This is a genomic window from Phycicoccus sonneratiae (genome assembly GCF_016887965.1).
GTDB classification, from domain to species: domain Bacteria; phylum Actinomycetota; class Actinomycetes; order Actinomycetales; family Dermatophilaceae; genus Phycicoccus; species Phycicoccus sonneratiae.
On the sequence record NZ_JAFDVD010000004.1, the window covers coordinates 63,033 to 88,398 of the forward strand.

17 protein-coding genes and 3 rRNA genes are annotated in these 25,366 nt (G+C 70.7%); 17 read left to right on the top strand and 3 right to left on the bottom strand.

What is annotated here, in order from left to right; all coding sequences use genetic code 11:
- On the bottom strand, positions 1-1,566 hold the full coding sequence (locus tag JQN70_RS03110) for a catalase (protein WP_204129859.1): 1,566 nt from the start codon (positions 1,564-1,566) through the stop codon (positions 1-3).
- 131 nt (positions 1,567-1,697) lie between these two features.
- Between JQN70_RS03110 and JQN70_RS03115 the strand changes: the two genes are divergently transcribed.
- The 13 genes from JQN70_RS03115 to JQN70_RS03175 all read left to right on the top strand — a co-directional run bounded on the left by JQN70_RS03115 (position 1,698) and on the right by JQN70_RS03175 (position 15,993).
- Entirely contained in the window at positions 1,698-2,912 is a 1,215-nt protein-coding gene (locus JQN70_RS03115; protein ID WP_204129860.1) for an MFS transporter, read from the top strand.
- Between the two features lie 223 nt (positions 2,913-3,135).
- A complete protein-coding gene (gene pheS, locus JQN70_RS03120; protein WP_204129861.1) occupies positions 3,136-4,230 on the top strand; it encodes a phenylalanine--tRNA ligase subunit alpha in 1,095 nt (364 codons plus the stop codon).
- Positions 4,230-6,779: a phenylalanine--tRNA ligase subunit beta gene (pheT, locus tag JQN70_RS03125; protein ID WP_204129862.1), complete on the top strand. Its 2,550-nt coding sequence runs from the start codon at positions 4,230-4,232 to the stop codon at positions 6,777-6,779. The genes pheS and pheT overlap by 1 nt, the downstream gene beginning before the upstream one ends.
- Positions 6,776-7,591: an SDR family oxidoreductase gene (locus JQN70_RS03130; RefSeq protein ID WP_307835788.1), complete on the top strand. Its 816-nt coding sequence runs from the start codon at positions 6,776-6,778 to the stop codon at positions 7,589-7,591. Before pheT ends, JQN70_RS03130 begins: the two co-directional genes overlap by 4 nt.
- A 119-nt stretch (positions 7,592-7,710) precedes the next feature.
- Positions 7,711-8,766, top strand: coding sequence for an N-acetyl-gamma-glutamyl-phosphate reductase (gene argC, locus JQN70_RS03135; protein WP_204129863.1), 1,056 nt, complete (start codon positions 7,711-7,713; stop codon positions 8,764-8,766).
- Between the two features lie 5 nt (positions 8,767-8,771).
- Positions 8,772-9,173, top strand: a complete 402-nt coding sequence (locus tag JQN70_RS03140; RefSeq protein WP_204129928.1) for an ACT domain-containing protein — start codon at positions 8,772-8,774, stop codon at positions 9,171-9,173.
- Positions 9,173-10,324 carry a bifunctional glutamate N-acetyltransferase/amino-acid acetyltransferase ArgJ gene (gene argJ, locus JQN70_RS03145; protein WP_204129864.1) on the top strand — a complete coding sequence of 384 codons (1,152 nt, stop codon included), beginning with the start codon at positions 9,173-9,175 and terminating at the stop codon, positions 10,322-10,324. Before JQN70_RS03140 ends, argJ begins: the two co-directional genes overlap by 1 nt.
- Before the next feature lie 26 nt (positions 10,325-10,350).
- The gene (gene argB / locus JQN70_RS03150) at positions 10,351-11,298 is read left to right on the top strand and encodes an acetylglutamate kinase (RefSeq protein WP_204129865.1); all 948 of its coding nucleotides are present in this window, start codon (positions 10,351-10,353) and stop codon (positions 11,296-11,298) included.
- Positions 11,291-12,508 carry an acetylornithine transaminase gene (locus JQN70_RS03155; RefSeq protein WP_204129866.1) on the top strand — a complete coding sequence of 406 codons (1,218 nt, stop codon included), beginning with the start codon at positions 11,291-11,293 and terminating at the stop codon, positions 12,506-12,508. Before argB ends, JQN70_RS03155 begins: the two co-directional genes overlap by 8 nt.
- Positions 12,505-13,452, top strand: coding sequence for an ornithine carbamoyltransferase (argF, locus tag JQN70_RS03160; protein ID WP_204129867.1), 948 nt, complete (start codon positions 12,505-12,507; stop codon positions 13,450-13,452). The genes JQN70_RS03155 and argF overlap by 4 nt, the downstream gene beginning before the upstream one ends.
- Positions 13,449-13,952: an arginine repressor gene (locus JQN70_RS03165; protein WP_204129868.1), complete on the top strand. Its 504-nt coding sequence runs from the start codon at positions 13,449-13,451 to the stop codon at positions 13,950-13,952. Before argF ends, JQN70_RS03165 begins: the two co-directional genes overlap by 4 nt.
- Positions 13,949-15,385, top strand: coding sequence for an argininosuccinate lyase (gene argH / locus JQN70_RS03170; RefSeq protein ID WP_204129869.1), 1,437 nt, complete (start codon positions 13,949-13,951; stop codon positions 15,383-15,385). Before JQN70_RS03165 ends, argH begins: the two co-directional genes overlap by 4 nt.
- 2 nt (positions 15,386-15,387) lie before the next feature.
- Positions 15,388-15,993, top strand: coding sequence for a DNA-3-methyladenine glycosylase (locus JQN70_RS03175; protein WP_307835789.1), 606 nt, complete (start codon positions 15,388-15,390; stop codon positions 15,991-15,993).
- On the opposite strand, the gene JQN70_RS03180 is transcribed toward JQN70_RS03175, so the two are convergent.
- Both JQN70_RS03180 and JQN70_RS03185 read right to left on the bottom strand, forming a co-directional pair.
- Entirely contained in the window at positions 15,953-16,993 is a 1,041-nt protein-coding gene (locus JQN70_RS03180; RefSeq protein WP_204129870.1) for an FAD-dependent monooxygenase, read from the bottom strand. The two genes, JQN70_RS03175 and JQN70_RS03180, sit on opposite strands and share 41 nt — an antisense overlap.
- A complete protein-coding gene (locus tag JQN70_RS03185) occupies positions 16,990-17,907 on the bottom strand; it encodes a phosphotransferase (protein WP_204129871.1) in 918 nt (305 codons plus the stop codon). Before JQN70_RS03185 ends, JQN70_RS03180 begins: the two co-directional genes overlap by 4 nt.
- 106 nt (positions 17,908-18,013) lie before the next feature.
- On the opposite strand from JQN70_RS03185, the gene tyrS reads away from it, so the two are divergent.
- The 4 genes from tyrS (at position 18,014) to rrf (ending at position 25,147) form a co-directional block, all read left to right on the top strand.
- Positions 18,014-19,288, top strand: coding sequence for a tyrosine--tRNA ligase (gene tyrS, locus JQN70_RS03190; RefSeq protein WP_204129872.1), 1,275 nt, complete (start codon positions 18,014-18,016; stop codon positions 19,286-19,288).
- Positions 19,289-19,961: 673 nt separating this feature from the next.
- Positions 19,962-21,487 (top strand): 16S ribosomal RNA (locus JQN70_RS03195).
- A 345-nt stretch (positions 21,488-21,832) separates the two neighbouring features.
- Positions 21,833-24,950, top strand: a 23S ribosomal RNA gene (locus JQN70_RS03200).
- A gap of 80 nt (positions 24,951-25,030) precedes the next feature.
- A 5S ribosomal RNA gene (gene rrf / locus JQN70_RS03205) occupies positions 25,031-25,147 on the top strand.
- The 16S, 23S and 5S rRNA genes sit together here, the layout of an rRNA operon.
- Positions 25,148-25,366 lie beyond the last annotated feature (219 nt).

Below are 25,366 nucleotides of genomic sequence, written 5' to 3' on the forward strand. Positions count from 1 at the left end.
TCAGCGGCGCGCCGACTCCTCCAGCGGCTCGCGGACCTCGGCCTTCTCCTCGTCGGGCGCTCCGGGGATCGGGTCGCCCGCACCGGCGCGGACCTTCTCCTCGATGCGCTTGCCGGTCTCCTCGTCGACGTTCTTCCAGTAGACGAACGCCCGCTCGAGGACGTCGTCGCGCACCCCGCCGAGGGCGCCGGCGACGGTCTCGACGAAGCGGTCGCGCTGGGCGTCGTCGAAGACGTCCCGCACGAGCATCCCCGGCTGGGTCCAGTCGTCGTCCTCGGCGTGGAGGACGTAGGCCTGCCGGACCATCTCGCCGTCGGCCTCCCACCCCTCGGCGACCGGGCCCTGGAACGTCGAGTGCCCGCGCCCCATGCTGTTCGGGATGTAGGTCGGGCCGCCCTTGACCTCGTGGTTCATGGCGCCGTCGAAGACGAGGTGGTTGGCCTTCTCCTCGACCTCCGGCAGCGGCCGGTTGACCGGGAGCTGGTGGGCGTTGGTGCCCACCCGCGCCCGGTGCGCGTCGGCGTAGGAGAAGACCCGCGCCAGGAGCATCTTGTCGGGCGAGAAGCCGATGCCCGGGACGATGTTGCTCGGCGCGAAGGCGGCCTGCTCGATCTGCGCGAAGTGGTTGACCGGGTTCTCGTTCAGCTCGAACGTGCCCACCTCGACGAGCGGGTAGTCCGAGTGCGGCCAGACCTTGGTCAGGTCGAACGGGTTGTAGCGGTAGTCCTTCGCGTCCGCGTACGGCATCGCCTGGATGAACATCGTCCAGCGGGGGTTGTCGCCGCGGTCGATCGCCTCGAACAGGTCGCGGCGGTGGAAGTCGGAGTCGGCACCGGAGATCCTCTCGGCCTCCTCGTTCGTGAGGTTCTCGACCCCCTGCTGGGTGTGGAAGTGGAACTTCACCCAGTGCTTCTCGCCGGCCGCGTTGCTCATGAGGTAGGTGTGCGAGCCGTAGCCGTTCATGAACCGCCACGAGCGGGGCAGTCCGCGGTCGCCCATGAGGTAGGTGACCTGGTGGGCCGACTCGGGGGAGCCCGTCCAGAAGTCCCACTGCATCGTGCCGTCGCGCAGGCCGGAGTCGGCGAGCCGCTTCTGGCTGCGGATGAAGTGGGGGAACTTCATCGGGTCGCGGAGGAAGAACACCGGGGTGTTGTTGCCGACGAGGTCCCAGTTGCCCTCCTCGGTGTAGAAGCGCACCGAGAACCCGCGCACGTCGCGCCAGGTGTCGGGGGAGCCCAGCTCGCCGGCGACGGTCGAGAAGCGGGCGAGCGTGCGGGTCGTCGCGCCGGGACGGAAGACCGCCGCCTTCGTGTACCGGGTGATGTCGCCGGTCACCGTGAAGGTGCCGAACGCGCCGGAGCCCTTGGCGTGCGGCTTGCGCTCGGGGATGTTCTCGCGGTTGAAGTGGGCGAGGGTGTCGAGCAGGTGGACGTCGTGGAGCATCAGCGGGCCGTTCGGCGAGAGGCTGAGGCTGTGCTCGTCGCTCTCGGCCGGGGCACCGTTGGCCATCGTCGACCCGGTCGGGGTGCCGAGGTCCTCGGGGTGGGCGTACGGGTCGGTCGTCATCGCTGCTCCTCAGGGTCGGGTCCTCGTCCTGCCACCCTCGCACCGTGTCTTGAACGAGTCAAGAGAAGGTGCCACCAGCTCGCGTGCCCGCCCGAATGGCGAGGGGCGCACCGGGATGCCAGAGTGTGCGGGTGACGACGGTGACCCTCGCGCCGTACCGGCGTGTCCTCTCCAGGCCGTCACTGCGCCGCATCCTCGTGCTGGGCACCCTGACCCGCATCCCGATGTTCGCGACCCCCGTCCTCGTCGCGCTGCACGTCGTCACCTCGCTCGGCCACACCTACGCGATGGCCGGCCTCGTCGGTGCCGCGGTCACGGCCGCCGTCGCGGTCAGCGGGCCGTGGCGCGGGCGGCTCCTCGACCGGCACGGCCTGCGCGCGGTGGTCGGCCCGTCGGTGCTCGTCTCGGGGCTGTGCTGGGGGATCGCTCCGTGGGTCGGGTACTGGGCGCTGCTCGTGCTCGCCACCGTCGCCGGCCTCTTCGCCGTCCCCATCTCCTCCGTCGTCCGCCAGGCCCTCATCGCCGAGGTCGCCGAGGGCGACCGGCGCACGGCGATCGCCCTCGACTCCGCCGCCGTCGAGCTGTCCTTCATGGTCGCGCCGGCGCTCGCCGTGCTCGCGACCACCCAGTGGTCGACCGCCTGGGTGCTCTTCGTCGTCCAGGTCCTCGCCGTCGTCGCCGGCCTCGGGGTCTGGCTCCTCGACCCGCGGCTGCGCAGCGAGGCCGAGCCGGGGCACGCCCGGCACACCGTCCGCGTGACCACCTGGCTGCGCGGGCCGCTGCTCACCGTCCTCGTCACCGTCGCCGCCACCGCCGTCATCCTCTCGGGCAGCGACCTCGCCTTCGTCGGCACCGTGCGCGGCTTCGGCCAGACCGCGCTGCTCGGGCTGGTCCTCGCCCTGTGGGGGCTCGGCTCGCTCGTCGGCGGCCTGCTCTACGGGGCGCTGTCGCGCGACGTGCCCTCCCGCTGGCTGCTCCTGACGCTCGCCCTCGTCACCGTCCCCATGGCGGCGGCGGGGTCGGTGGTCCTGCTCGGGGTCCTCGCCCTCGTCGCCGGGCTGCTCTGCGCCCCGACCATCACGGCCACCGTCGACGAGACGGCCCGGCTCGTGCCGGCCGAGGTGCGCGGCGAGGCGATGGGCTGGCACAACTCGGCGCTCACCGCCGGGGGTGCGCTCGGTGCGCCCTTCGCCGGGCTCGTCATCGACCACTACGACGGTGGCGCGGGGTTCCTCGCCGTGGCCGCCGTCGGGTTCGTCGTCGCCCTCGCGGCCTTCGCGGTGCGTCCGAGCCGCCGCGGGGCGCAGGCGCCGGTCGAGGCGCCGGCGCGGGCCGCGCACCGATGACACGCGGCCCCGTCCCCGGGCGCCGGCAGCGCTACGCTGGACCCGTGACCACCTCCGCGCGTCGATTTACCGGGCCCTCGGGCCCGGTGTCGCGCGCGTCCTGAGCGCCGTCACCCCCACGGCCGGCCACGCGCCGGTCGTCCCACCGCCCGGGGGCACACCTCCGTCCCCGCGCGCCGCTCCCTAGACTCGGCCGCGCCCCCACCGACGAAGAGCGGAAGCGATGTCCGGACCCAACACCAGCTACGACCCCGTCGAGGTCGCCGCGCTCGACCCGCAGGCGGTCGACGCCGCCGTCGAGGCCGCGCTCGCCGCCGCGGCCGCCGCGACGTCCCTCGAGGAGCTCAAGACCGCCCGGGGGGCCCACCAGGGCGACCGGAGCGCCCTCGCCCTGGCCAACCGCGAGATCGGTGCCCTGCCGCCGAGCGCCAAGGCCGAGGCCGGGAAGCGGGTCGGCCAGGCGCGCGGTCGCGTCGGGCAGGCCTTCGCCGCCCGCCAGGCCGAGCTCGAGACCGAGCGCGACGAGCGGATCCTCGTCGAGGAGGCGCTCGACGTCACGCTGCCGACCGGCCGCCGCCCGCTCGGCCGACGCCACCCCATCGAGCTGATGAGCGAGCGCATCGCCGACCTCTTCACCGGGATGGGCTGGGAGATCGCCGAGGGCCCGGAGATCGAGGCCGAGTGGTTCAACTTCGACGCCCTGAACTTCGACGCCGACCACCCGGCGCGCCAGATGCAGGACACGTTCTACGTCGACCCGCCCGAGGGTGGGCTGATCCTGCGCACCCACACCTCCCCGGTGCAGGCGCGCACCCTGCTCGAGCGCGGCGTCCCGGTGTACATCGCGGCGATCGGGCGGGTCTTCCGCACCGACGAGCTCGACGCCACGCACATGCCGGCCTTCCACCAGGTCGAGGGTCTGGCCGTCGACGAGGGCATCACGATGGCCCACCTCAAGGGCACCCTCGACCGGCTGGCCGCCGAGCTGTTCGGCGAGGACATCACCACGCGCCTGCGCCCGTCGTTCTTCCCGTTCACCGAGCCGAGCGCCGAGATGGACCTGCGCTGCTTCGTCTGCCGCGGCGCGGACCCCGACTGCCGCACCTGCAAGGGCACCGGCTGGATCGAGTGGGGTGGCTGCGGGATGGTCAACCGCAACGTGCTCCTGGCCTGCGGGGTCGACCCCGACCGCTACACCGGGTTCGCGTTCGGCATGGGCATCGACCGCGCGCTGATGTTCCGCACGGGGGTCAGCGACATGCGCGACATGATCGAGGGTGACGTGCGCTTCGACGCGCAGTTCGGGATGGAGATCTGATGCGGGTTCCGGTCGACTGGCTGCGCGAGTACGTCGCGGTGCCGGCGGAGGCGACGGGGGTCGACATCGCGGCCTCGCTCGTCGCGGTCGGGCTCGAGGAGGAGGGGCTGCACGGTGGCGGCGTCACCGGCCCCCTCGTCGTCGGGCGCGTGCTGACGCTCGAGAAGGAGCCGCAGAAGAACGGCAAGACCATCAACTGGTGCAGCGTCGACGTCGGCGACGCCAACGGCACCGGCGAGCCCCAGGGCATCGTCTGCGGCGCGCACAACTTCGAGGCGGGCGACCTCGTGCCGGTCATCCTGCCGGGCGGCGTGCTGCCGACACCGCAGGGCCCGCTCGAGGTGTCGGCGCGCAAGACCTACGGGCACGTGTCGGCGGGGATGATCTGCTCCGAGCGCGAGCTGGGCCTCGGTGACGACCACGACGGCATCATCGTGCTGACCCGCCGGTTCGCCGACGACCCCGAGGCGCTGGCCCGCTGCGTCCCGGGCGCCGACGCCATCGCGATCCTCGGACTGGACCGCGAGACGGTCGAGGTCAACGTCACCCCCGACCGGGGGTACTGCTTCTCGGTGCGTGGCGTGGCCCGCGAGTACGGGCACGCCACCGGTGCGGAGTTCACCGACCCGGCCGCCGACCTCGCGACGCGGGTGCCGCCGCCGTCCTCGTCGGGCCACCCGGTCGAGCTCACCGACGACGCGCCGATCCGGGGCCGGGCCGGGTGCGACCGGTTCAACGCCCGGGTCGTCCGCGGGCTCGACGTCTCCGCCCCGTCGCCGGCGTGGATGCGCGCCCGGCTCACCGAGGCCGGGATGCGCCCCATCTCGCTCGCGGTCGACGTGACGAACTACGTGATGCTCGGGCTCGGGCAGCCGCTGCACGCCTACGACCTCGCGACCCTCGGCGAGCGGATCGTCGTGCGCCGCGCGCGGCCGGGGGAGCGGCTGACGACGCTCGACGACGTCGACCGCGCGCTCGACCCCGAGGACCTGCTCATCACCGACGGCGGCGTGACCCCCATCGGGCTCGCCGGCGTCATGGGCGGCGCCTCGACCGAGATCTCGGGCACGACCACCGACGTCCTCCTCGAGGCGGCGCACTTCGACCCCGTGACCATCGCGCGGACCGCCCGGCGGCACCGGCTGCCGTCGGAGGCATCCCGGCGCTTCGAGCGGGGCGTCGACCCCGAGCTCGCCCCGGCGGCGCTCCAGCTCGCCGTCGAGCTGCTCGTCGAGTACGGCGGGGCCACGGCCGGTGACGAGGTCACCGACGCCGGCGAAGCGCTCCCGGCGCGGCCGATCACGATGGACCTCGGCTTCCCGTCGCGCATCGTCGGTGTCGAGTACGACCGGGAGACCGTCATCGGCGTCCTCGAGGCCATCGGCTGCGACGTGCTCGTCGACGGGACGTCGCTCGCCGCGACCCCGCCGTCCTGGCGACCCGACCTGACGACCGCGGAGGACCTCGTCGAGGAGGTCGCCCGCATCCACGGCTACGAGCGGATCCCGTCGGTGCTGCCGACGCCGCCGGGCGGGTCGGGGCTCACCCACGCCCAGCGCGTCCGTCGTGTCGTCGCGAACGTCCTTGCGGCGCAGGGGCTCTCCGAGGTGTGGAGCGCTCCGTTCGTCGGCGAGGACCGGCTGTCCGACCTCGGGCTCGACGTCGCGGCCGAGACCGCGCGCACGGTGCGCATCGCCAACCCGCTGTCCGACGAGCAGCCGTTCATGCGCACGTCGCTCGTCTCGACGATGGTGGATGCGGTGCGCCGCAACGTCTCCCGGGGCGCCAAGGACGTCGGGCTCTTCGAGCTCGGCCTCGTCACCGCCCTCGACGGACCACGGACGACGGCCCCGACCGAGGACGTCGGCGTGCTGCCGTCCGAGGACACGCTGGCCGCCATCCGCGACGCCGTGCCTCCGCAGCCGCGCCACCTCGGGGTCCTGCTGGCCGGTGACCGCGACCGGGCCGGGTGGTGGGGCGCCGGCCGCCGGGCCGAGGTCTTCGACGTGCTCGAGCTCGTCGAGGCGCTCGCCGAGGCCCTGGCCGTCGAGGTCGTCACCACCGCCGACGCCGCGATGCCGTGGCACCCGGGGCGCTGCGCGCGGGTGTCGCTCGCCGACGGCACCGTGCTCGGCCACGTCGGTGAGCTGCACCCCAAGGTCGTCGCGGCGCTCGGGCTGCCAGCGCGCACGGTGAGCGGCGAGCTCGATCTCGACGCTCTGACGCGGGCCGCCGAGCACACCGTCGTCGCGCGCACGCTGGCCACCTACCCGATGGCCCAGAGCGACGTCGCGCTCGTCGTCGACCGGTCCGTCCCGGCGGCCGCGGTGCGCGAGGCGCTCGTGAGCGGTGGGGGCGAGCTGCTGGAGGAGGTACGGCTCTTCGACGTGTACGAGGGCGACCAGGTGGGGGAGGGACGGCGCTCGCTCGCCTACCGGCTGACCTTCCGCTCGCCCGAGCGCACGCTGACCACCGACGAGGTGTCGGCGCTGCGCGACGCGGCGGTCGCCGCGGCGGCCGCGGCCCACGGAGCGGTGCAGCGCGCGTGAGCGATCCCATCGCGGAGCCCGTCGACGACGACGGCGACGTCACCCCGGTCCCCGACACCGAGGCCGGTGCCGGGCGGGGCGGCCACCTCGTCGCCGTCGTCACCGGGGCCTCGCGGGGCATCGGCCGCGCGATCGCGAACGCGCTGGAGGACGACGGGTGGGTCGTCGAGCGGGGCTCCTCGACCGTCGCGCCGATGACCGACCGGGCCGCGCTCACCGCCTGGGTCGACGAGATCGTCGAGCGGCAGGGCCGCATCGACCTCCTCGTCAACAACGCCGGGGTCATGGACGCCGAGGTCGACCTCTTCGCGTCCGACCCGGACGAGTGGTGGCACCAGCAGGAGGTCAACGTTCGCGGGGTCTACCTCATGACGTGGCTCGTCGCGCCGCACATGGTCGCCGCCGGCGGTGGGCGCGTCGTCAACCTCAACTCCGGCGCCGGCCGCGTGCCGGGCGAGCTCGCGAGCGGCTACAACGTGAGCAAGGCCGCCCTGGCCCGGATCACGGGGGCGACCCACCTCGCCGGCCGCGACCGCGGCATCCGGGCCTTCGACCTCATGCCGGGCGTCGTCCGCACCGACATGACCGCGGTGATGGACGCGCACGCCGACCGCACCGACTGGACCTCGGCCGAGGACGTCGCGGCCTTCGTCCTCGTGCTGGCGTCGGGGGCCCTCGACGCGTTCTCCGGGCGGTTCGTCCGGGTCGGGGACGACACCGTCGAGTCACTGCAGGCGATGGCGGCCCGGGGTCTCGACGACCGGGAGCGGACCCTCGACCTCGTGCTGCGTCCGGACGACCCCCTCGCCTGACCGGCTCTTCTCCCGACTTCGTGGGGCCGCAGCCGCTGACCTCCCGCGTGTCGGCGGACCCGCCCCCACGACGTCGGGGCGGACAGGGCGGCCGTCTGCATGGATGTTCCGATTCCTGTATGATCATGCACATGTCGATGCGGGTCGCCGTCGCCGGAGCGAGCGGGTACGCCGGGGGAGAGGTCCTCCGGCTCCTCCTCGCGCACCCCGACCTCGAGGTCGGTGCCGTCACGGCGGGCGGCACCGCGGGGCAACCGCTCGGGAGCGTCCACCCGCACCTCACGCCGCTCGCCGACCGGGTCCTCGACGACACGACCGCCGACGTCCTCGCCGGTCACGACGCCGTCGTCCTCGCCCTGCCGCACGGCCACTCCGCGGCGCTGGCCGCCGAGCTCGGGCCCGACGTCGTCGTCGTCGACTGCGGCGCCGACTTCCGGCTGCGCGACCCCGACGCGTGGACGACGTTCTACGACACCCCGCACGCCGGCTCCTGGCCGTACGGGATGCCCGAGCTGCCGACCGCCGGCGGCCGGCAGCGCGCCGCGCTCGCCGGTGCCACGCGCATCGCCGTCCCCGGCTGCTACCCGACGGCCGTCTCGCTCGCCCTGGCCCCGGGCCTCGTCGCCGGCGTCCTCGAGCCCGCCGACGTCACGGTCGTCGCCGCCTCCGGCACGTCGGGCGCGGGCAAGGGGCTCAAGCCGCACCTCCTCGGGTCCGAGGTGATGGGCTCGATGTCGCCCTACGGCGTCGGTGGAGTGCACCGGCACACGCCCGAGATCGAGCAGAACCTCACCGCCTGCGGCGCCGGTGAGGTCGTCGTCTCGTTCACCCCGACCCTGGCCCCGATGCCGCGGGGCATCCTCGCGACGTGCACCGCACGTGTCGTTGCCGGCACCGACGCCGCCACCGTCCGGGCGGCCTGGGCCGAGGCCTACGCCGACGAGCCGTTCGTCCACCTCCTGCCCGAGGGGCGCTGGCCGGCCACCGCGAACGTCCTCGGCAGCAACTGCGTCCACCTCCAGGTCGCCCTCGACGCGCGCGCCGGCCGGGTCGTCGTCGTCGCGGCCGTCGACAACCTCACCAAGGGCACCGCGGGCGCCGCCGTGCAGTGCCTCAACCTCGCGCTCGGCCTGCCCGAGACCACCGGCCTGCCCGTCGCGGGGGTGGCCCCGTGACCGCCATGCCGCTGCACCTCATGGAGCACCCCGAGGACGTCTCCGTCGTCCGGCTGCCGAGCGGGGAGGAGCCGTCCTTCGACTGGAACACCGGCCCCCTCGCCTCGCTGACCCGCACCGCCGACGAGACCTCGGTGGTCTGCGCGACGGCCTCGGTGCCGCGCGGCGCCCGCACCGAGGGTCCGTTCCGGGCCGTCGAGGTCGCCGGGCCGCTCGACTTCTCCGCCGTCGGCGTGTTCGCCGAGATCCTCGCGCCGCTCGTCGACGCCGGCATCTCCGTGCTCGGCCTCTCGACCTTCGACACCGACTGGATCCTCGTGCCCGCCGACCGCACCGACGACGCCTCGCGGGCCTGGCGCCGCGCGGGCTTCGTCATCACCCCCACGTCGCTCTCCGGAGGTCGCTGATGTCGGTCACCACCCCTCGGGGGTTCCGCGCCTCCGGCGTCGTCGCCGGGCTGAAGTCCTCCGGCCGGCCGGACGTCGCCCTCGTCGTCAACGACGGTCCCGACCACCACGCCGCGGCGGTCTTCACGAGCAACCGGGTCGAGGCCGCGCCGGTCACCTGGTCGCGCACCGTGGTCGCCGACGGGCGGGTCGACGCCGTCGTCCTCAACAGCGGTGGCGCCAACGCCTGCACCGGCGCACCCGGCTTCCAGGACACCCACCGCACGGCCGAGCACGTCGGCTCGCTGCTCGACGTCGCCCCCGGTGACGTCGTCGTCTGCTCCACCGGCCTCATCGGCGAGCGGCTGCCGATGGACCGCCTGCTCGACGGCATCGACGCGGCGACCGACGCCCTCGCCGCCGACGGTGGCCCGGTCGCCGCCGAGGCGATCATGACGACCGACACCGTCGCCAAGACCGCCCACGCCGACCGCGACGGGTGGTCGGTCGGCGGGATGGCCAAGGGCGCGGGGATGCTCGCGCCGGCCCTCGCGACGATGCTCGTCGTCGTGACCACCGACGCCGTCGTCGACCCCGCGGTCCTCGACCCGGCCCTGCGGGAGGCGACCCGCACGACCTTCGACCGGGTCGACTCCGACGGCTGCATGTCGACGAACGACACCGTCGTCCTCCTCGCCTCCGGGGCCTCCGGCGTCGAGGTCGGCGAGGCCGAGCTCACCGAGGCGGTCGCCGCCGTGTGCGCCGACCTCGCCCGGCAGCTCGTCGCCGACGCCGAGGGCGCGCACCACGACATCGCCGTCGAGGTCCGCACCGCGGCCTCGGAGGACGACGCCCTCGAGGTCGCCCGCGCCGTGGCCCGCAACACCCTGTTCAAGTGCGCCGTGTTCGGCAACGACCCCAACTGGGGGCGGGTCCTCGCCGCCGTCGGCACGACGACCGCCGCCTTCGACCCCGCCGCCCTCGACGTCTCGATGAACGCGGTGCAGGTCTGCCGGGCCGGCGGAGTCGGGGAGGACCGCTCCCTCGTCGACCTGTCCGGCCGCGAGGTGCGCGTCGTCGTCGACCTCCACGCCGGCGACGCCACCGCGACGATCTGGACCAACGACCTGACGCACGACTACGTCCACGAGAACTCGGCGTACTCCACGTGAGCGCCCCCACGAGCGAGAAGGTCCCGATGACGCCACCCGAGCGGCAGGCCCTGCGCGGCGCGATCGACGCCGCCGCGCTGCGCGTCGCCCAGTCCAAGGCCCAGACCCTCGTCGAGGCGCTGCCCTGGCTCGAGCGCTTCCGCGGCGCCCTCGTCGTCGTCAAGTACGGCGGCAACGCGATGACCGACGACGCGCTCAAGGCCGCGTTCGCGCAGGACGTCGCCTTCCTGCGGTTCGCCGGCCTGCGCCCGGTCGTCGTCCACGGCGGCGGTCCGCAGATCAAGGGGATGCTCGACCGGCTCGGCCTGGAGTCCGAGTTCCGCGGCGGCCTGCGCGTCACGACGCCCGAGGTCATGGACGTCGTCCGAATGGTCCTCACCGGCCAGGTCGGGCGCGAGCTCGTCGGGCTGCTCAACCAGCACGGGCCGGTCGCGGTCGGGCTCTCCGGCGAGGACGCTGGGCTCTTCGGGGCTCGCCGCCGCGGGGTCACCGTCGACGGGCAGCACCACGACATCGGGCTCGTCGGCGACGTCGTCGAGGTCGACCCCGGCGCCGTCCTCGACCTCCTCGACGCCGGCCGCATCCCCGTCGTCTCGACGATCGCCCCCGACCTCGACGAGGACGGCCAGGTGCTCAACGTCAACGCCGACACCGCCGCCGCGGCGCTGGCCGCGGCCCTCGGCGCCCGCAAGCTCGTCGTGCTCACCGACGTCGAGGGGGTCTATGCCCGCTGGCCCGACCGCGGCTCGCTGCTCTCCGAGCTGCGCGTCTCGGCCGCCCGCGAGCTGCTCACGACGGTCGACGCCGGCATGATCCCGAAGCTCGAGGCGTGCATCCGTGCCGTGGAGTCCGGTGTGCCGCAGGCGCACGTCGTCGACGGCCGCCAGCCGCACAGCCTGCTCCTCGAGGTCTTCACCTCCGAGGGCATCGGCACGATGGTCCTGCCCGACGAGGAGGGGAGCGAGGATGCCTGACGCCGCACCGGCCACGCACACCGAGGAGTACCTCGGCCGCTACGAGTCCGCCCTCGTCCAGGTCTTCGGCCGCCCGCAGCTCGTCCTCGAGCACGGCGACGGCGCGTGGGTCTGGGACGTCGACGGGCGCCGCTACCTCGACCTCGTCGGAGGCCTCGCGGTGAACGCGTTGGGGCACAACCACCCTGCGCTCGTCGCCGCCGTGTCGAAGCAGGCCGGCCAGCTCGTGCACGTGTCGAACTTCTATACGTCCGTCCCGCAGGTCGAGCTCGCCGAGCGCATCCTCCGGGTCGCGGACGCGCCCGTCGGGTCGGCGGTCTTCTTCTGCAACAGCGGGGCCGAGGCGATCGAGGCGGCGGTCAAGCTGGCCCGGCGCACCGGCCGCACCGGCATCGTCGCCGCCGAGGGCGCCTTCCACGGCCGCACCACCGGCGCCCTCGCCCTCACCCACAAGCCCGCCTACCGCGAGCCGTTCGAGCCGCTCCTGCCCGGCGTCGTCCACGTGCCGTGGGGCGACGTCGCGGCCCTCGAGGCGGCGGTCGGCCCGGACACCTCGGCCGTGGTCCTCGAGCCGATCCAGGGCGAGGGCGGGGTCGTCCCCGCCGCGCCCGACTTCCTCCGGGCCGCCCGCCGGGTCACGGCGGAGGCGGGCGCACTCCTCGTGCTCGACGAGATCCAGACCGGCGTCGGGCGCACCGGATCGTGGTTCGCGTTCCAACAGGCCGGGGTCATCCCCGACGCGATGACGCTGGCCAAGGGCCTCGGCGGCGGCATCCCCATCGGCGCCCTCGTGACGTTCGGCCCGGAGGTCAGCGGGATGCTCACCGCCGGCCAGCACGGGTCGACCTTCGGCGGCAACCCGCTCGCCTGCGCGGCCGGGCTGGCCGTCCTCGACACCATCGAGTCCGAGGGCCTGCTCGCCCACGTCCGCTCCGCCGGCGAGCACCTCGAGCGGCGCATCGACGGCCTCGACGACCCGCGCGTCACCGGCATCCGGGGCAGCGGGCTGCTCCGGGCCGTCACGCTCGCGGGCGACTGGGCCCCCGCGGTCGCGGCCCACGGGCGCGAGGCCGGACTCATCCTCAACCCCGTCGCCCCGGACGCGGTCCGGCTCGCCCCGCCGCTCGTCGTCACCACCGACCAGCTCGACCTGTTCGTCGACGCCCTGCCCGGGCTGCTCGACCTGGCCACCGAGGAGACCCCGCGATGACCCTGCGCCACTTCCTGCGCGACGACGACCTGTCGCCGGCCGAGCAGGCCGAGGTCCTCGACCGCGCGCTCGCCCTCAAGGCCGCGCCGTTCTCCGACCGGTGCCTCGAGGGCCCCCGCACCGTCTCGATCCTCTTCGACAAGCCGACGCTGCGGACCCAGGTCTCCTTCGTCGGCGCGGTCGCCGGGCTCGGCGGCTTCCCGATGGTCGTCGACGGCCGGCTCGCCGGTGTCGGGGTCCGCGAGTCGGTGGCCGACGTCGCCCGCATCATCGGGCCGCAGTCCGCGGCGGTGGTCTGGCGCACCTTCGCCCAGTCCGCGCTCGAGGAGATGGCCGAGTTCGCCGGCGTGCCGGTGGTCAACGCGCTGACCGACGACTTCCACCCGTGCCAGGTCCTCGCCGACCTGCTGACCCTGCGCGAGCTGCTCGGCGACCTCGCCGGCCGCACGCTCGCCTACGTCGGCGACGGCGCGAACAACATGGCCCACTCGTACCTGCTCGGCTGCGCCACCGCCGGGATGCACGTGCGCATCGGGACGCCGACCTCGCACCCACCGAAGGACGAGTACGTCGCCCGGGCGCACGAGCTGGCGGCGACGGCCGGCGGCTCCGTGCTCGTCACCGACGACCCGCTGGGCGCCGTCCACGGGGCCGACGTCGTCGTCACCGACACGTGGGTGTCGATGGGGCAGGAGGCCGAGCTGGCGGAGCGCAAGGGGGAGGGCAGCCCGTTCACGAAGTACGCCGTCGACGAGGACCTCATGGCCCACGCCGGCCCGGACGCCCTCTTCCTCCACTGCCTGCCGGCCTACCGCGGGTACGAGGTGAGCGCCGAGGTCATCGACGGTCCGCGCTCGCACGTCTGGCAGGAGGCCGAGAACCGGATGCACGCCCAGAAGGCGCTGCTCTCCTGGCTCGTCGAGCAGGCGGAGGCCGGCCGATGACCGTCTCGACGTCCCGGGCGGCCCGCCGGCAGCGGATCACCGAGATCCTCCAGGCCACGCCCGTCCGCAGCCAGACCGAGCTGCTCGACCTGCTCGCCGCCGACGGCATCGAGGTCACCCAGGCGACCCTCTCGCGCGACCTCGTCGACGTCGGGGCCGAGCGGGTGCGGGTCGGGAAGGCGCTCGTCTACGCCGTGCCGGGGGAGGGCGGCGACCGCACCGTGCGGCCCGCGGCCGACACCGAGGAGCGCACCTCCCGGCTCGCGTCGCGCTGCCAGGAGCTGCTCGTCTCGGCCGAGCACTCGGCCAACCTCGTCGTCCTGCGGACCCCGCCCGGCGCCGCGAACTTCCTCGCCTCGGCCATCGACCACACCACCGTCGAGGGGGTGCTCGGCACGATCGCGGGCGACGACACCATCATGGTCATCACGTCGGGGGCCGCCCGCAGCCGCACGGTGACCGACCTCCTCATGTCGTACACCCGGAAGGACACCCCGTGACCGAGCCCGCAGGCACCCCCGTCAGCCTCTGGGGCGGCCGGTTCTCCGGCGGCCCGGCCGACGCGCTCGCGGCGCTGTCGAAGTCGACGCACTTCGACTGGCGGCTCGCGCCGCACGACCTCGCCGGCTCCCGGGCCCACGCCCGCGTCCTCCACGCCGCCGGACTCCTCGACGACGCCACGCTGGCCGCCATGCTCGACGGGCTCGAGCGGCTGCGCGCCGACGTCGAGTCGGGGTCGTTCGTGCCGGCCGAGTCCGACGAGGACGTCCACACCGCCCTCGAGCGCGGCCTCATCGTGCGCGTCGGCCCCGAGGTGGGCGGACGCATCCGCGCCGGTCGCTCGCGCAACGACCAGGTGGCGACGCTGTTCCGGATGTACCTGCGCGAGCACGCGCGGGTCGTCGCCGGCCTGGTCCTCGACGTCGTCGAGGCCCTGCTCGCCCAGGCCCGCACCCACCTCGGGGTGCCGATGCCCGGGCGCACCCACCTCCAGCACGCCCAGCCGGTGCTCCTGTCGCACCACCTGCTCGCCCACGCGTGGCCGCTGCTTCGCGACGTCGAGCGGCTGCGCGACTGGGACGCGCGGACGGCGGTATCGCCCTACGGCGCGGGGGCCCTCGCCGGGTCCTCGCTGGGCCTCGACCCGGAGGCCGTCGCCGCGGACCTCGGCTTCGCCACCTCGGTCGAGAACTCGATCGACGGCACGGCCTCGCGCGACTTCGTCGCGGAGTTCTCGTTCGTCTGCGCGATGACCGCCGTCGACGTCTCCCGGCTCGCCGAGGAGGTCATCCTCTGGGCGACGAAGGAGTTCTCGTTCGTCACGCTCGACGACTCCTACTCGACGGGGTCGAGCATCATGCCGCAGAAGAAGAACCCCGACGTCGCCGAGCTGGCGCGCGGCAAGGCCGGCCGGCTGGTCGGCGACCTCGCGGGGCTGCTCACGACGCTCAAGGCCCTCCCGCTCGCGTACAACCGCGACCTGCAGGAGGACAAGGAGCCGGTGTTCGACGCCGTCGACACCCTCGAGGTGCTCCTGCCGGCGTTCTCCGGGATGGTCGCCACCCTGACCTTCCACACCGACCGGATGGCCGCGCTCGCGCCGCAGGGCTTCTCGCTCGCCACCGACGTCGCCGAGTGGCTGGTCCGCGAGGGCGTGCCGTTCCGGGTCGCGCACGAGGTGGCCGGGGCGTGCGTCCGGGCCTGCGAGGAGCGCGGCATCGAGCTGTGGGACCTCTCCGACGACGACCTGCGTGCGGTCTCGCCGCACCTGACGCCGGGGGTCCGCGAGGTGCTCTCGGTCGAGGGCTCGCTGGCGTCGCGCTCGGCGAAGGGCGGCACGGCCCCCGTCCGCGTCGCCGAGCAGCTCGAGCGGGTGGCAGCGAGCGCCACCGAGGCGCGGGCCTGGGCCGCCGACCTCCCGGTCGCGCGCTGACCGTGCTCGCCGGGCTGCTCGCGGGGGACGTCCTCGACGTCGCACCGCGGCTGCTCGGGGCCCGGCTCACCCACGCCGGGGTCACCGTCCGGCTCACCGAGGTCGAGGTCTACGCGGGCTCGGCCGACCCGGGGTCGCACGCCTTCCGCGGCCGGACGCCGCGCACCGAGGTGATGTTCGGCCCGGCCGGCCGGCTCTACGTGTACTTCACCTACGGGATGCACTTCTGCGCCAACGTCGTCACCGGTCCGGCGGGGGAGGCCTCGGCGGTCCTGCTGCGCGCGGGCGAGGTGGTCGACGGCCACGGCCTCGCCGCCGGACGGCGGGCCGGGGTCCGGGAGCGGGACTGGGCCCGCGGTCCGGCCCGGCTCGCCACCACCCTCGCGCTGGGACGGGCCGAGAACGGTCTCGACCTGCTGGACCCCGCGACCGACGGCCGCCTCGAGCTGCCCGACGGCCCGACGCCGCCGGGGGTCGTCGCCACCGGTCCGCGGGTCGGGGTGAGCGGTGCCGGCGGCGACGGGACGGCCTTCCCGTGGCGGTTCTGGCTCGCCGACGAGCCGACGGTCAGCGCCTACCGGGCGGCCACTCCGCGCCGACGGGGCTGAGCCGCACGGCCCGGTCGCGCAGGGCGTGACCCCGGCCGGCGAGCGCTCCGCGCATCACGAGGCCCGAGGCGGCCCGAGCGGCCTGGGTCGCGGGCAGCCGCCGGGCCTGCCACCCGACGAGCGAGCCCCCGCCCGCCACGTGCTCCGCCAGGGTGACCGCGTCGAGGAGGGCCTCGCCGGCGCCGCGGCCGAGGTTCGGGGTCATCGCGTGGGCCGCGTCGCCGACCACGACGTACCGTCCGCGGGCGTAGCGGCGCAGGGCAGGGGCCAGCCAGAGCCGCGTGGCGCTCGCGCCCGGGGCGTCGGCGAGCAGCCGGCGGACCACCTCGGCGGCCTCCGTGGCGAGGGCGCGGGCCTCGGCGAGCACCGGCGCGGGGTCGAGGGGCTCGGGTGCCGCCGCGCTCGCGTGGGAGGTGAACCAGTAGCCGCCGCCCGGGGTCGGCACGAGCCCGACGAGCAGCCCGGGACCCCAGTACTCGCCGACCGTGCCGGGGTGCGGGGGAGCGTCGAGCCGACCCCGCAGCGCGACCCAGGGGGTCGGGACGCGCTCGGCCCGGTCCCGGTCCACGAGGCCGCGCACCCGGCTGCGGACACCGTCCGCACCGACGACGAGGTCGGCGTCCAGGCCGGACGGGTCGTCGACCTCCTCGTGGACCACCCGCACCCGGGACGGGACGACCGCCGCCAGCGTCGCGAGCAGGGCCGGGCGCGGGACCGCGAGCAGGTGGGGGTCGTGGGCGCGCGTCAACGGCCGGCCGTCCAGCGCGAGGAGGCGTCCCGGGCCGACGGGTGAGCCGGCCCGCACCATCGCGTCGAGCACGCCGAGGCGGTGCAGCGCCGGGCGCACCCACGGGCCGAGGACGAGCGAGGACCCCCAGCCCGCGCGCTCCGGCTGGGCCTCGTGCACGACGACCTCGACGGACGGCGGGAGGGCCGCGGCCAGCGCCAGGCCGGCCACGCCACCACCGACCACGGCGACCTTCCGGACCGGTGCGCTCACGGGTGGGTCTCGTCGAGGAGGCGCCGCAGGGTCCGGCCCATGACGTCGGCGAGGGGGTGGCGCCGCGGCGTGTAGTAGACGACGCCGCCGAGGGCCTGCTCGAGCGCGTTGGCCCGCGCGCGCTCCCACGTGGCGTCGTCGGCGCCGACGGCCTCGCGGAACACCGCCCGGGCCGCGGGGCCGAGCAGCGACCAGCCCGCGACGAGGTCGAGGGCGGGGTCGGCGAGCGACCCGTACCCCCAGTCGATGACCGCGGCCAGGCGGGCACCGTCGACGAGCACGTTGCCCGGGATGAGGTCGCCGTGGGTGAGGACGTACGGCACCTCGTCGTGCGCGGCGGACCGGCTGCGGTGGACGAGGTGGCGCACGGCGTCGACGTCGACCCATGCGGGCAGCGGACCGTCGGACCCGGAGAGCCACCGCTCGGACCGCTCGAGCACGCCCTGGAGCGGTCCGCCCCGCTGCCCGGCGTTCCGGCGGGGGACCGGCAGCGGCGGCGCAGCCCGCAGCGCGAGGACGAGGCCGGCGAGGTCGGCGGCGAGGCGCTCGCCCCGGGGGTCCTCGAGCTCGCGCCGCGCGGCCCAGGCGTCCGATCCGCCGAGCCAGCGCAGCACGGCCCAGGTGTAGGGGTAGCCGGCCGTCGGGGCGCCGACGTGCACGACCTCCGGGACCGGGACGGGCACGTGGGGTGCGACGTGGCGCAGGTGCCCGACCTCGTCGAGCAGGCTCCGCGCGGCCGACTCCTTGCGGGGGACGCGCAGGACGAGCCCGTCGCCGAGGCGCTGCACGACGTGGTCGGTGCCCGTGGCGCCGACGGGGTGCAGCGGCAGGTCGGCCCAGCCGGGGACGGTGGCCACGAGGGCCCGCAGCGTCGCGGGGGAGGTGTCGGCCTCGTCGTCGTGGATGCGTCGCACCCGCCCATCCCACCCGGTGGTGGCGGTCGCGTCCACCGGGTTCCGACGTGGGAGGCTGGGACGGCCGGTGACCGCCGGCGCGCACCGAGCCGGAGGGACGACCACCGTGACCGACATCCTCGACGAGCTGCAGTGGCGGGGGCTGGTGGCGCAGACCACCGACGAGTCCGCGCTGCGCCGGGCACTCGCCGACGGGCCGATCACGGCGTACTGCGGCTTCGACCCCACCGCCCCGTCGCTGCACTTCGGCAACCTCGTCCAGCTCGTCCTGCTGCGCCACCTCCAGCGCGCGGGGCACCGCGTCATCTGCCTCGTCGGCGGCTCGACGGGCCTCATCGGGGACCCCCGGCCCTCGGCCGAGCGGGTCCTCAAGACCAAGGAGCAGACGGCGGAGTGGGTGGCCCGCATCCAAGACCAGGTGCGCCCGTTCCTCGACACCACCGGTGACAACCCGGCGGTGTTCGTCAACAACCTCGACTGGACCGAGGGGCTGTCGGCGCTCGACTTCCTCCGCGACGTCGGCAAGCACTTCCGGGTCAACCAGATGGTCCGGAAGGAGGCGATCGCGGCGCGGCTGAACTCCGACGAGGGGATCTCGTACACCGAGTTCAGCTACCAGCTGCTCCAGGGCCTGGACTACCTCCAGCTCTTCCGCGACTTCGGCTGCACGCTGCAGACGGGCGGCAACGACCAGTGGGGCAACCTCACGGCCGGGTCCGACCTCATCCACCGGGTCGAGGGGGCCTCGGTGCACCTGCTGACGACGCCGCTGCTCACCGACAGCTCGGGGGAGAAGTTCGGCAAGAGCGCCGGCAACGCCATCTGGCTCTCGGCGGAGATGACCAGCCCCTACGCCTTCTTCCAGTACTGGCTCAACGTCGAGGACGCCTCGGTCGGGACGCTCCTGCGGGTCTTCACCGACCGGACGGCCGACGAGGTCGCCGATCTCGAGCGGCAGACCGCCGAGGAGCCGTGGCGGCGGGCCGCCCAGCGCACCCTCGCGGCCGACGTCACGACACTGGTCCACGGCGCGGACGCGACCGCGGCGGTCGAGGCGGCGAGCGAGGCGCTCTTCGGCAGGGGTGACGTCCGCGCGCTCGACGGACCGACGCTCCGTGACGCGGCGGCCGAGCTGCCGGGCGGTCCGGTGCGGGTCGGGATGTCGGTCGTCGACGCCCTGGTCGCCGTGGGTCTGGCCGAGTCCCGCAACGCGGCCCGGCGGACGATCGGCGAGGGTGGCGCGTCGGTGAACGGCACGAAGGTGAGCACCGACGAGGCCGTGCTCGGGGCGGACGACGTCCTCGCGGGCGGCGTCGTGCTGCTGCGGCGGGGGCGCAAGAACCTCGCCGCCGGGCGGTTGGAGCCCGCCGACGCCGTCTGACGACGAATTCTCCCGATGAAACCCGCTGCGCTGCAGCGGGTTTCGTCGTTGCGGAGGCTGTCGGACCCGTCGGCGGGCGGGGCCGATTTGTGTTCTGCGCGAGGAGTCATCTAATGTTCTCGACGTCAGCCCGAGAGGGAGGAACGGACACCAAGCGGCAGGGCCGAACAGCCCCGCACCAAGTGGCCGGTCCCGCGAGCTGGCTCCCACTCCCGAAGGGTCTCGACCCGGACGCTGAGCGCCCGGAAGAGCCGGTTGGAGGAAGCCCCCGAGAGGGTGCTAGAGTTGGGACACCGCGAAGATCCAAGCGCGATCAAGGCCGGCCGCTCCAAGAGCGGGTCACGGATTTGACGCCCAAGCAGAACCGCGGGTAAGTTTGAACAGTTGCTTCCAGCGACTGGGAGAACACACGGAAGTAGCCCCGACGACGAGCTCGCAGAGCGAAGCGTTGGTGCGCGTCCGAACCTTGAGAACTCAACAGCGTGTCAAAAATCGATGCCAATTACCTCGTCGCATCGTCTTCGCGAAGGCGGCCATCAGGTCCGTCGAGCGGGTCGGTGCACGAAAATCCTTTGGTTGACAACGAACAACAGCGAAAGCTGGTTGTTCGTGCTCAGCCAGTGAAACAACCCTCCAAGGGTAACGATTTCTCGGTTCTGCCGAGAGTCACACATCAACGGAGAGTTTGATCCTGGCTCAGGACGAACGCTGGCGGCGTGCTTAACACATGCAAGTCGAACGGTGACCTCGAGAGCTTGCTCTCGGGTGATCAGTGGCGAACGGGTGAGTAACACGTGAGTAACCTGCCCCAGACTCTGGAATAACCCCGGGAAACCGGAGCTAATACCGGATACGAGACGGAGAGGCATCTCTACCGTCTGGAAAGTTTTTCGGTCTGGGATGGACTCGCGGCCTATCAGCTAGTTGGTGAGGTAACGGCTCACCAAGGCGACGACGGGTAGCCGGCCTGAGAGGGCGACCGGCCACACTGGGACTGAGACACGGCCCAGACTCCTACGGGAGGCAGCAGTGGGGAATATTGCACAATGGGCGAAAGCCTGATGCAGCGACGCCGCGTGAGGGATGACGGCCTTCGGGTTGTAAACCTCTTTCAGCAGGGAAGAAGCGAAAGTGACGGTACCTGCAGAAGAAGCACCGGCTAACTACGTGCCAGCAGCCGCGGTAATACGTAGGGTGCGAGCGTTGTCCGGAATTATTGGGCGTAAAGAGCTTGTAGGCGGTCTGTCGCGTCTGCCGTGAAAATCCGAGGCTCAACCTCGGACTTGCGGTGGGTACGGGCAGACTAGAGTGTGGTAGGGGAGACTGGAATTCCTGGTGTAGCGGTGAAATGCGCAGATATCAGGAGGAACACCGATGGCGAAGGCAGGTCTCTGGGCCACTACTGACGCTGAGAAGCGAAAGCGTGGGGAGCGAACAGGATTAGATACCCTGGTAGTCCACGCCGTAAACGTTGGGAACTAGGTGTGGGTCTCATTCCACGAGATCCGTGCCGCAGCTAACGCATTAAGTTCCCCGCCTGGGGAGTACGGCCGCAAGGCTAAAACTCAAAGGAATTGACGGGGGCCCGCACAAGCGGCGGAGCATGTGGATTAATTCGATGCAACGCGAAGAACCTTACCAAGGCTTGACATATACGAGAACGCGGCAGAGATGTCGAACTCTTTGGACACTCGTATACAGGTGGTGCATGGTTGTCGTCAGCTCGTGTCGTGAGATGTTGGGTTAAGTCCCGCAACGAGCGCAACCCTCGTTCTATGTTGCCAGCGCGTAAAGGCGGGGACTCATAGGAGACTGCCGGGGTCAACTCGGAGGAAGGTGGGGACGACGTCAAATCATCATGCCCCTTATGTCTTGGGCTTCACACATGCTACAATGGCCGGTACAGAGGGCTGCGAAACCGCAAGGTGGAGCGAATCCCAAAAAGCCGGTCTCAGTTCGGATTGGGGTCTGCAACTCGACCCCATGAAGTCGGAGTCGCTAGTAATCGCAGATCAGCAACGCTGCGGTGAATACGTTCCCGGGCCTTGTACACACCGCCCGTCAAGTCACGAAAGTCGGTAACACCCGAAGCCGGTGGCCCAACTCTTTGAGAGGGAGCCGTCGAAGGTGGGACTGGCGATTGGGACTAAGTCGTAACAAGGTAGCCGTACCGGAAGGTGCGGCTGGATCACCTCCTTTCTAAGGAGCACTGGTCGCGCAAGCGATCCAGAGCCTGGTCTGACCGCGACTGTCGGTCAGCAGGTGCTCATGGGTGGAAGATCGATTATTTGGCACCGAGCAGCGCTCGGCCAGCAAGTACAGCTCCTTTAAGGAGAGTGGAACGCGGCCGGCGGGGCACGGTGCCTGACACGTTGTTGGGTCCTGAGGGCTCGGGCGTCATGCTCACCTCAGGCCGTACTACGGCCCAGGACCTTCACCGCGGACGAACCGCCGAGCGCGAGCTCGGTAGGCGCCGGCACCGGTGAGGGCCCGCCCGTATGTTGAGAACTACACAGTGGACGCGAGCATCTTAAAATCTTTGTGCATCAAGTTTTTAAGGGCAAACGGTGGATGCCTTGGCACCAGGAACCGAAGAAGGACGTAGGAATCTGCGATAAGCCTCGGGGAGTCGATAACCAGACTGTGATCCGAGGATTTCCGAATGGGGAAACCCGGCTGGAGGCAAGTCCAGTCACTCCCGCCTGAACACATAGGGCGGGTAGAGGGAACGTGGGGAAGTGAAACATCTCAGTACCCACAGGAAGAGAAAGCAACCGCGATTCCGTGAGTAGTGGCGAGCGAAAGCGGAAGAGGCTAAACCATATCTGTGTGATAGCTGTCAGGCGTTGCAGGTATGGGGTCGTGGGACTTCTCGGTCGGCTCTGACAGGCCGGCATGGAGTCAAAAATTCGCGCCATAGTCGAAGGACATTGAAAGGTCCAGCACAGAGGGTGCCACTCCCGTAGACGAAATGACGCGAACTCCAGAGAACCATCCCAAGTAGCACGGGGCCCGAGAAATCCCGTGTGAATCTGGCGGGACCACCCGCTAAGCCTAAATATTCCCTGGTGACCGATAGCGGACAAGTACCGTGAGGGAAAGGTGAAAAGTACCCCGGGAGGGGAGTGAAATAGATCCTGAAACCGTTTGCCTACAATCCGTTGGAGCCTCCTCGTGGGGTGACAGCGTGCCTTTTGAAGAATGAGCCTGCGAGTTAGTGCTCAGTGGCGAGGTTAACCCGTGTGGGGAAGCCGTAGCGAAAGCGAGTCCGAACAGGGCGAATGAGTCGCTGGGTCTAGACCCGAAGCGGAGTGATCTACCCATGGCCAGGTTGAAGCGACGGTAAGACGTCGTGGAGGACCGAACCCACTTAGGTTGAAAACTGAGGGGATGAGCTGTGGGTAGGGGTGAAAGGCCAATCAAACTCCGTGATAGCTGGTTCTCCCCGAAATGCATTTAGGTGCAGCGTCACGTGTTTCTTACCGGAGGTAGAGCTACTGGATAGCCGATGGGCCTCACCAGGTTACTGACGTTAGCCAAACTCCGAATGCCGGTAAGTGAGAGCGTGGCAGTGAGACTGCGGGGGATAAGCTCCGTAGTCGAGAGGGAAACAGCCCAGATCACCAGCTAAGGCCCCTAAGCGTGTGCTAAGTGGGAAAGGATGTGGAGTTGCATTGACAACCAGGAGGTTGGCTTAGAAGCAGCCACCCTTTAAAGAGTGCGTAATAGCTCACTGGTCAAGTGATTCCGCGCCGACAATGTAGCGGGGCTCAAGCACACCGCCGAAGCTGTGGCATTGACACATTGCCCGGCCGTGACACCTGCGGGTTCACGGTCCAAGCGTGTCGATGGGTAGGGGAGCGTCGTGTGGCCAGGGAAGCGGCGGAGTGATCCAGCCGTGGAGGCCACACGAGTGAGAATGCAGGCATGAGTAGCGAATGACGGGTGAGAAACCCGTCCGCCGAATAACCAAGGGTTCCAGGGTCAAGCTAATCTGCCCTGGGTAAGTCGGGACCTAAGGCGAGGCCGACAGGCGTAGTCGATGGACATCCGGTTGATATTCCGGAACCGGCGAAGAACCGCCCATGACGAACATGTCGATGCTAAGCGCCTGAAGCTCGTTGCCAATCCTTCGGGAGAGGCTCTGAGTGGAGCGCGCGACCCAGAATGTTAGTAGTCAAGCAATGGAGAGACGCAGGAAGGTAGCCTCCGCGTGGCGATGGTTGTCCACGTCCAAGGGTGTAGGGAGTGAGGTAGGCAAATCCGCCTCACACATATCCTGAGACCTGATAGTGACCGCGAATGCGGGAAGCAGGGTGATCCTATGCTGCCAAGAAAATCTTCTAGCGAGGTTCGAGCCGCCCGTACCCCAAACCGACTCAGGTGGTTAGGTAGAGAATACCAAGGCGATCGAGTGAATCGTGGTTAAGGAATTCGGCAAAATGCCCCCGTAACTTCGGGAGAAGGGGGGCCCGGACCCTGAAGTGACTTGCTCACTAGGGGAAAGGGCCGCAGAGACCAGGGAGAAGCGACTGTTTACTAAAAACACAGGTCCGTGCGAAGTCGCAAGACGATGTATACGGACTGACGCCTGCCCGGTGCTGGAAGGTTAAGAGGACGGGTTAGATCTTCGGGTCGAAGCTCAGAATTTAAGCCCCAGTAAACGGCGGTGGTAACTATAACCATCCTAAGGTAGCGAAATTCCTTGTCGGGTAAGTTCCGACCTGCACGAATGGCGTAACGACTTCTCCACTGTCTCAACCGCGAACTCGGCGAAATTGCACTACGAGTAAAGATGCTCGTTACGCGCAGAAGGACGGAAAGACCCCGGGACCTTTACTATAGCTTGGTATTGGTGTTCGGTACGGCTTGTGTAGGATAGGTGGGAGACTGTGAAGCATGCACGCCAGTGTGTGTGGAGTCAACGTTGAAATACCACTCTGGTCGTTCTGGATATCTAACCTCGGTCCGTGATCCGGATCAGGGACAGTGCCTGGTGGGTAGTTTAACTGGGGCGGTTGCCTCCTAAAATGTAACGGAGGCGCTCAAAGGTTCCCTCAGCCTGGTTGGCAATCAGGTGTCGAGTGTAAGTACACAAGGGAGCTTGACTGCGAGACTGACAGGTCGAGCAGGGACGAAAGTCGGAACTAGTGACCCGGCGGTGGCTTGTGGAAGCGCCGTCGCTCAACGGATAAAAGGTACCCCGGGGATAACAGGCTGATCTTGCCCAAGAGTCCATATCGACGGCATGGTTTGGCACCTCGATGTCGGCTCGTCGCATCCTGGGGGTGGAGTTGCTCCCAAGGGTTGGGCTGTTCGCCCATTAAAGCGGTACGCGAGCTGGGTTTAGAACGTCGTGAGACAGTTCGGTCCCTATCCTCTGTGCGCGTAGGAAACTTGAGAAGGGCTGTCCCTAGTACGAGAGGACCGGGATGGACGAACCTCTGGTGTGTCAGTTGTTCTGCCAAGAGCACCGCTGATTAGCTACGTTCGGAAGTGATAACCGCTGAAAGCATCTAAGCGGGAAGCACGCTTCAAGATGAGGTTTCCATGGGGTTCGCCCCGAGAGGCTCCCGGCTAGACTACCGGGTTGATAGGCCAGATGTGGAAGTGCAGCAATGCATGTAGCTGACTGGTACTAATAAGCCGATAACTTGATACACACCCAAAAGACTTTGCGTGTTCGCGTCCACTGTGCAGTTCCCGAGATACGGTCGGGAACGACTGACATCTCCATAGAGTTTCGGCTGTCATAGCGAAGGGGAAACGCCCGGCTCCATTCCGAACCCGGAAGCTAAGCCCTTCAGCGCCGATGGTACTGCACTGGTGACGGTGTGGGAGAGTAGGACGCAGCCGGACAAACATTGCAAGAAAGGGCCCGTCGTTCGCGACGGGCCCTTTCTCATTGCCTTGATGACCGGCGACCGTAGACTTCAGGTGCCGTGCGCCGTGACGAAAGGACCGACAGTGGCCGAGGACCAGCAGCGACCCTCCCGTGGTGGACGCCCCGGCGGCGACGGGGGGCGAGCGCGGCGTGCGGCCGGCCCGCGCCGCGAGGACCGCGGGGTGTCGGGCGGG

Bases quoted from the DNA above. Each gene is read 5' to 3' on its own strand.
- argJ (WP_204129864.1), top strand. From the start codon at position 9,173: ATGTCGGTCACCACCCCTCGGGGGTTCCGCGCCTCCGGCGTCGTCGCC.
- JQN70_RS03155 (WP_204129866.1), top strand. From the start codon at position 11,291: ATGCCTGACGCCGCACCGGCCACGCACACCGAGGAGTACCTCGGCCGC.
- pheS (WP_204129861.1), top strand. From the start codon at position 3,136: ATGTCCGGACCCAACACCAGCTACGACCCCGTCGAGGTCGCCGCGCTC.
- pheT (WP_204129862.1), top strand. From the start codon at position 4,230: ATGCGGGTTCCGGTCGACTGGCTGCGCGAGTACGTCGCGGTGCCGGCG.
- argF (WP_204129867.1), top strand. From the start codon at position 12,505: ATGACCCTGCGCCACTTCCTGCGCGACGACGACCTGTCGCCGGCCGAG.
- JQN70_RS03110 (WP_204129859.1), bottom strand. From the start codon at position 1,566: ATGACGACCGACCCGTACGCCCACCCCGAGGACCTCGGCACCCCGACC.
- JQN70_RS03165 (WP_204129868.1), top strand. From the start codon at position 13,449: ATGACCGTCTCGACGTCCCGGGCGGCCCGCCGGCAGCGGATCACCGAG.
- JQN70_RS03140 (WP_204129928.1), top strand. From the start codon at position 8,772: ATGCCGCTGCACCTCATGGAGCACCCCGAGGACGTCTCCGTCGTCCGG.
- argB (WP_204129865.1), top strand. From the start codon at position 10,351: ATGACGCCACCCGAGCGGCAGGCCCTGCGCGGCGCGATCGACGCCGCC.
- argC (WP_204129863.1), top strand. From the start codon at position 7,711: ATGATCATGCACATGTCGATGCGGGTCGCCGTCGCCGGAGCGAGCGGG.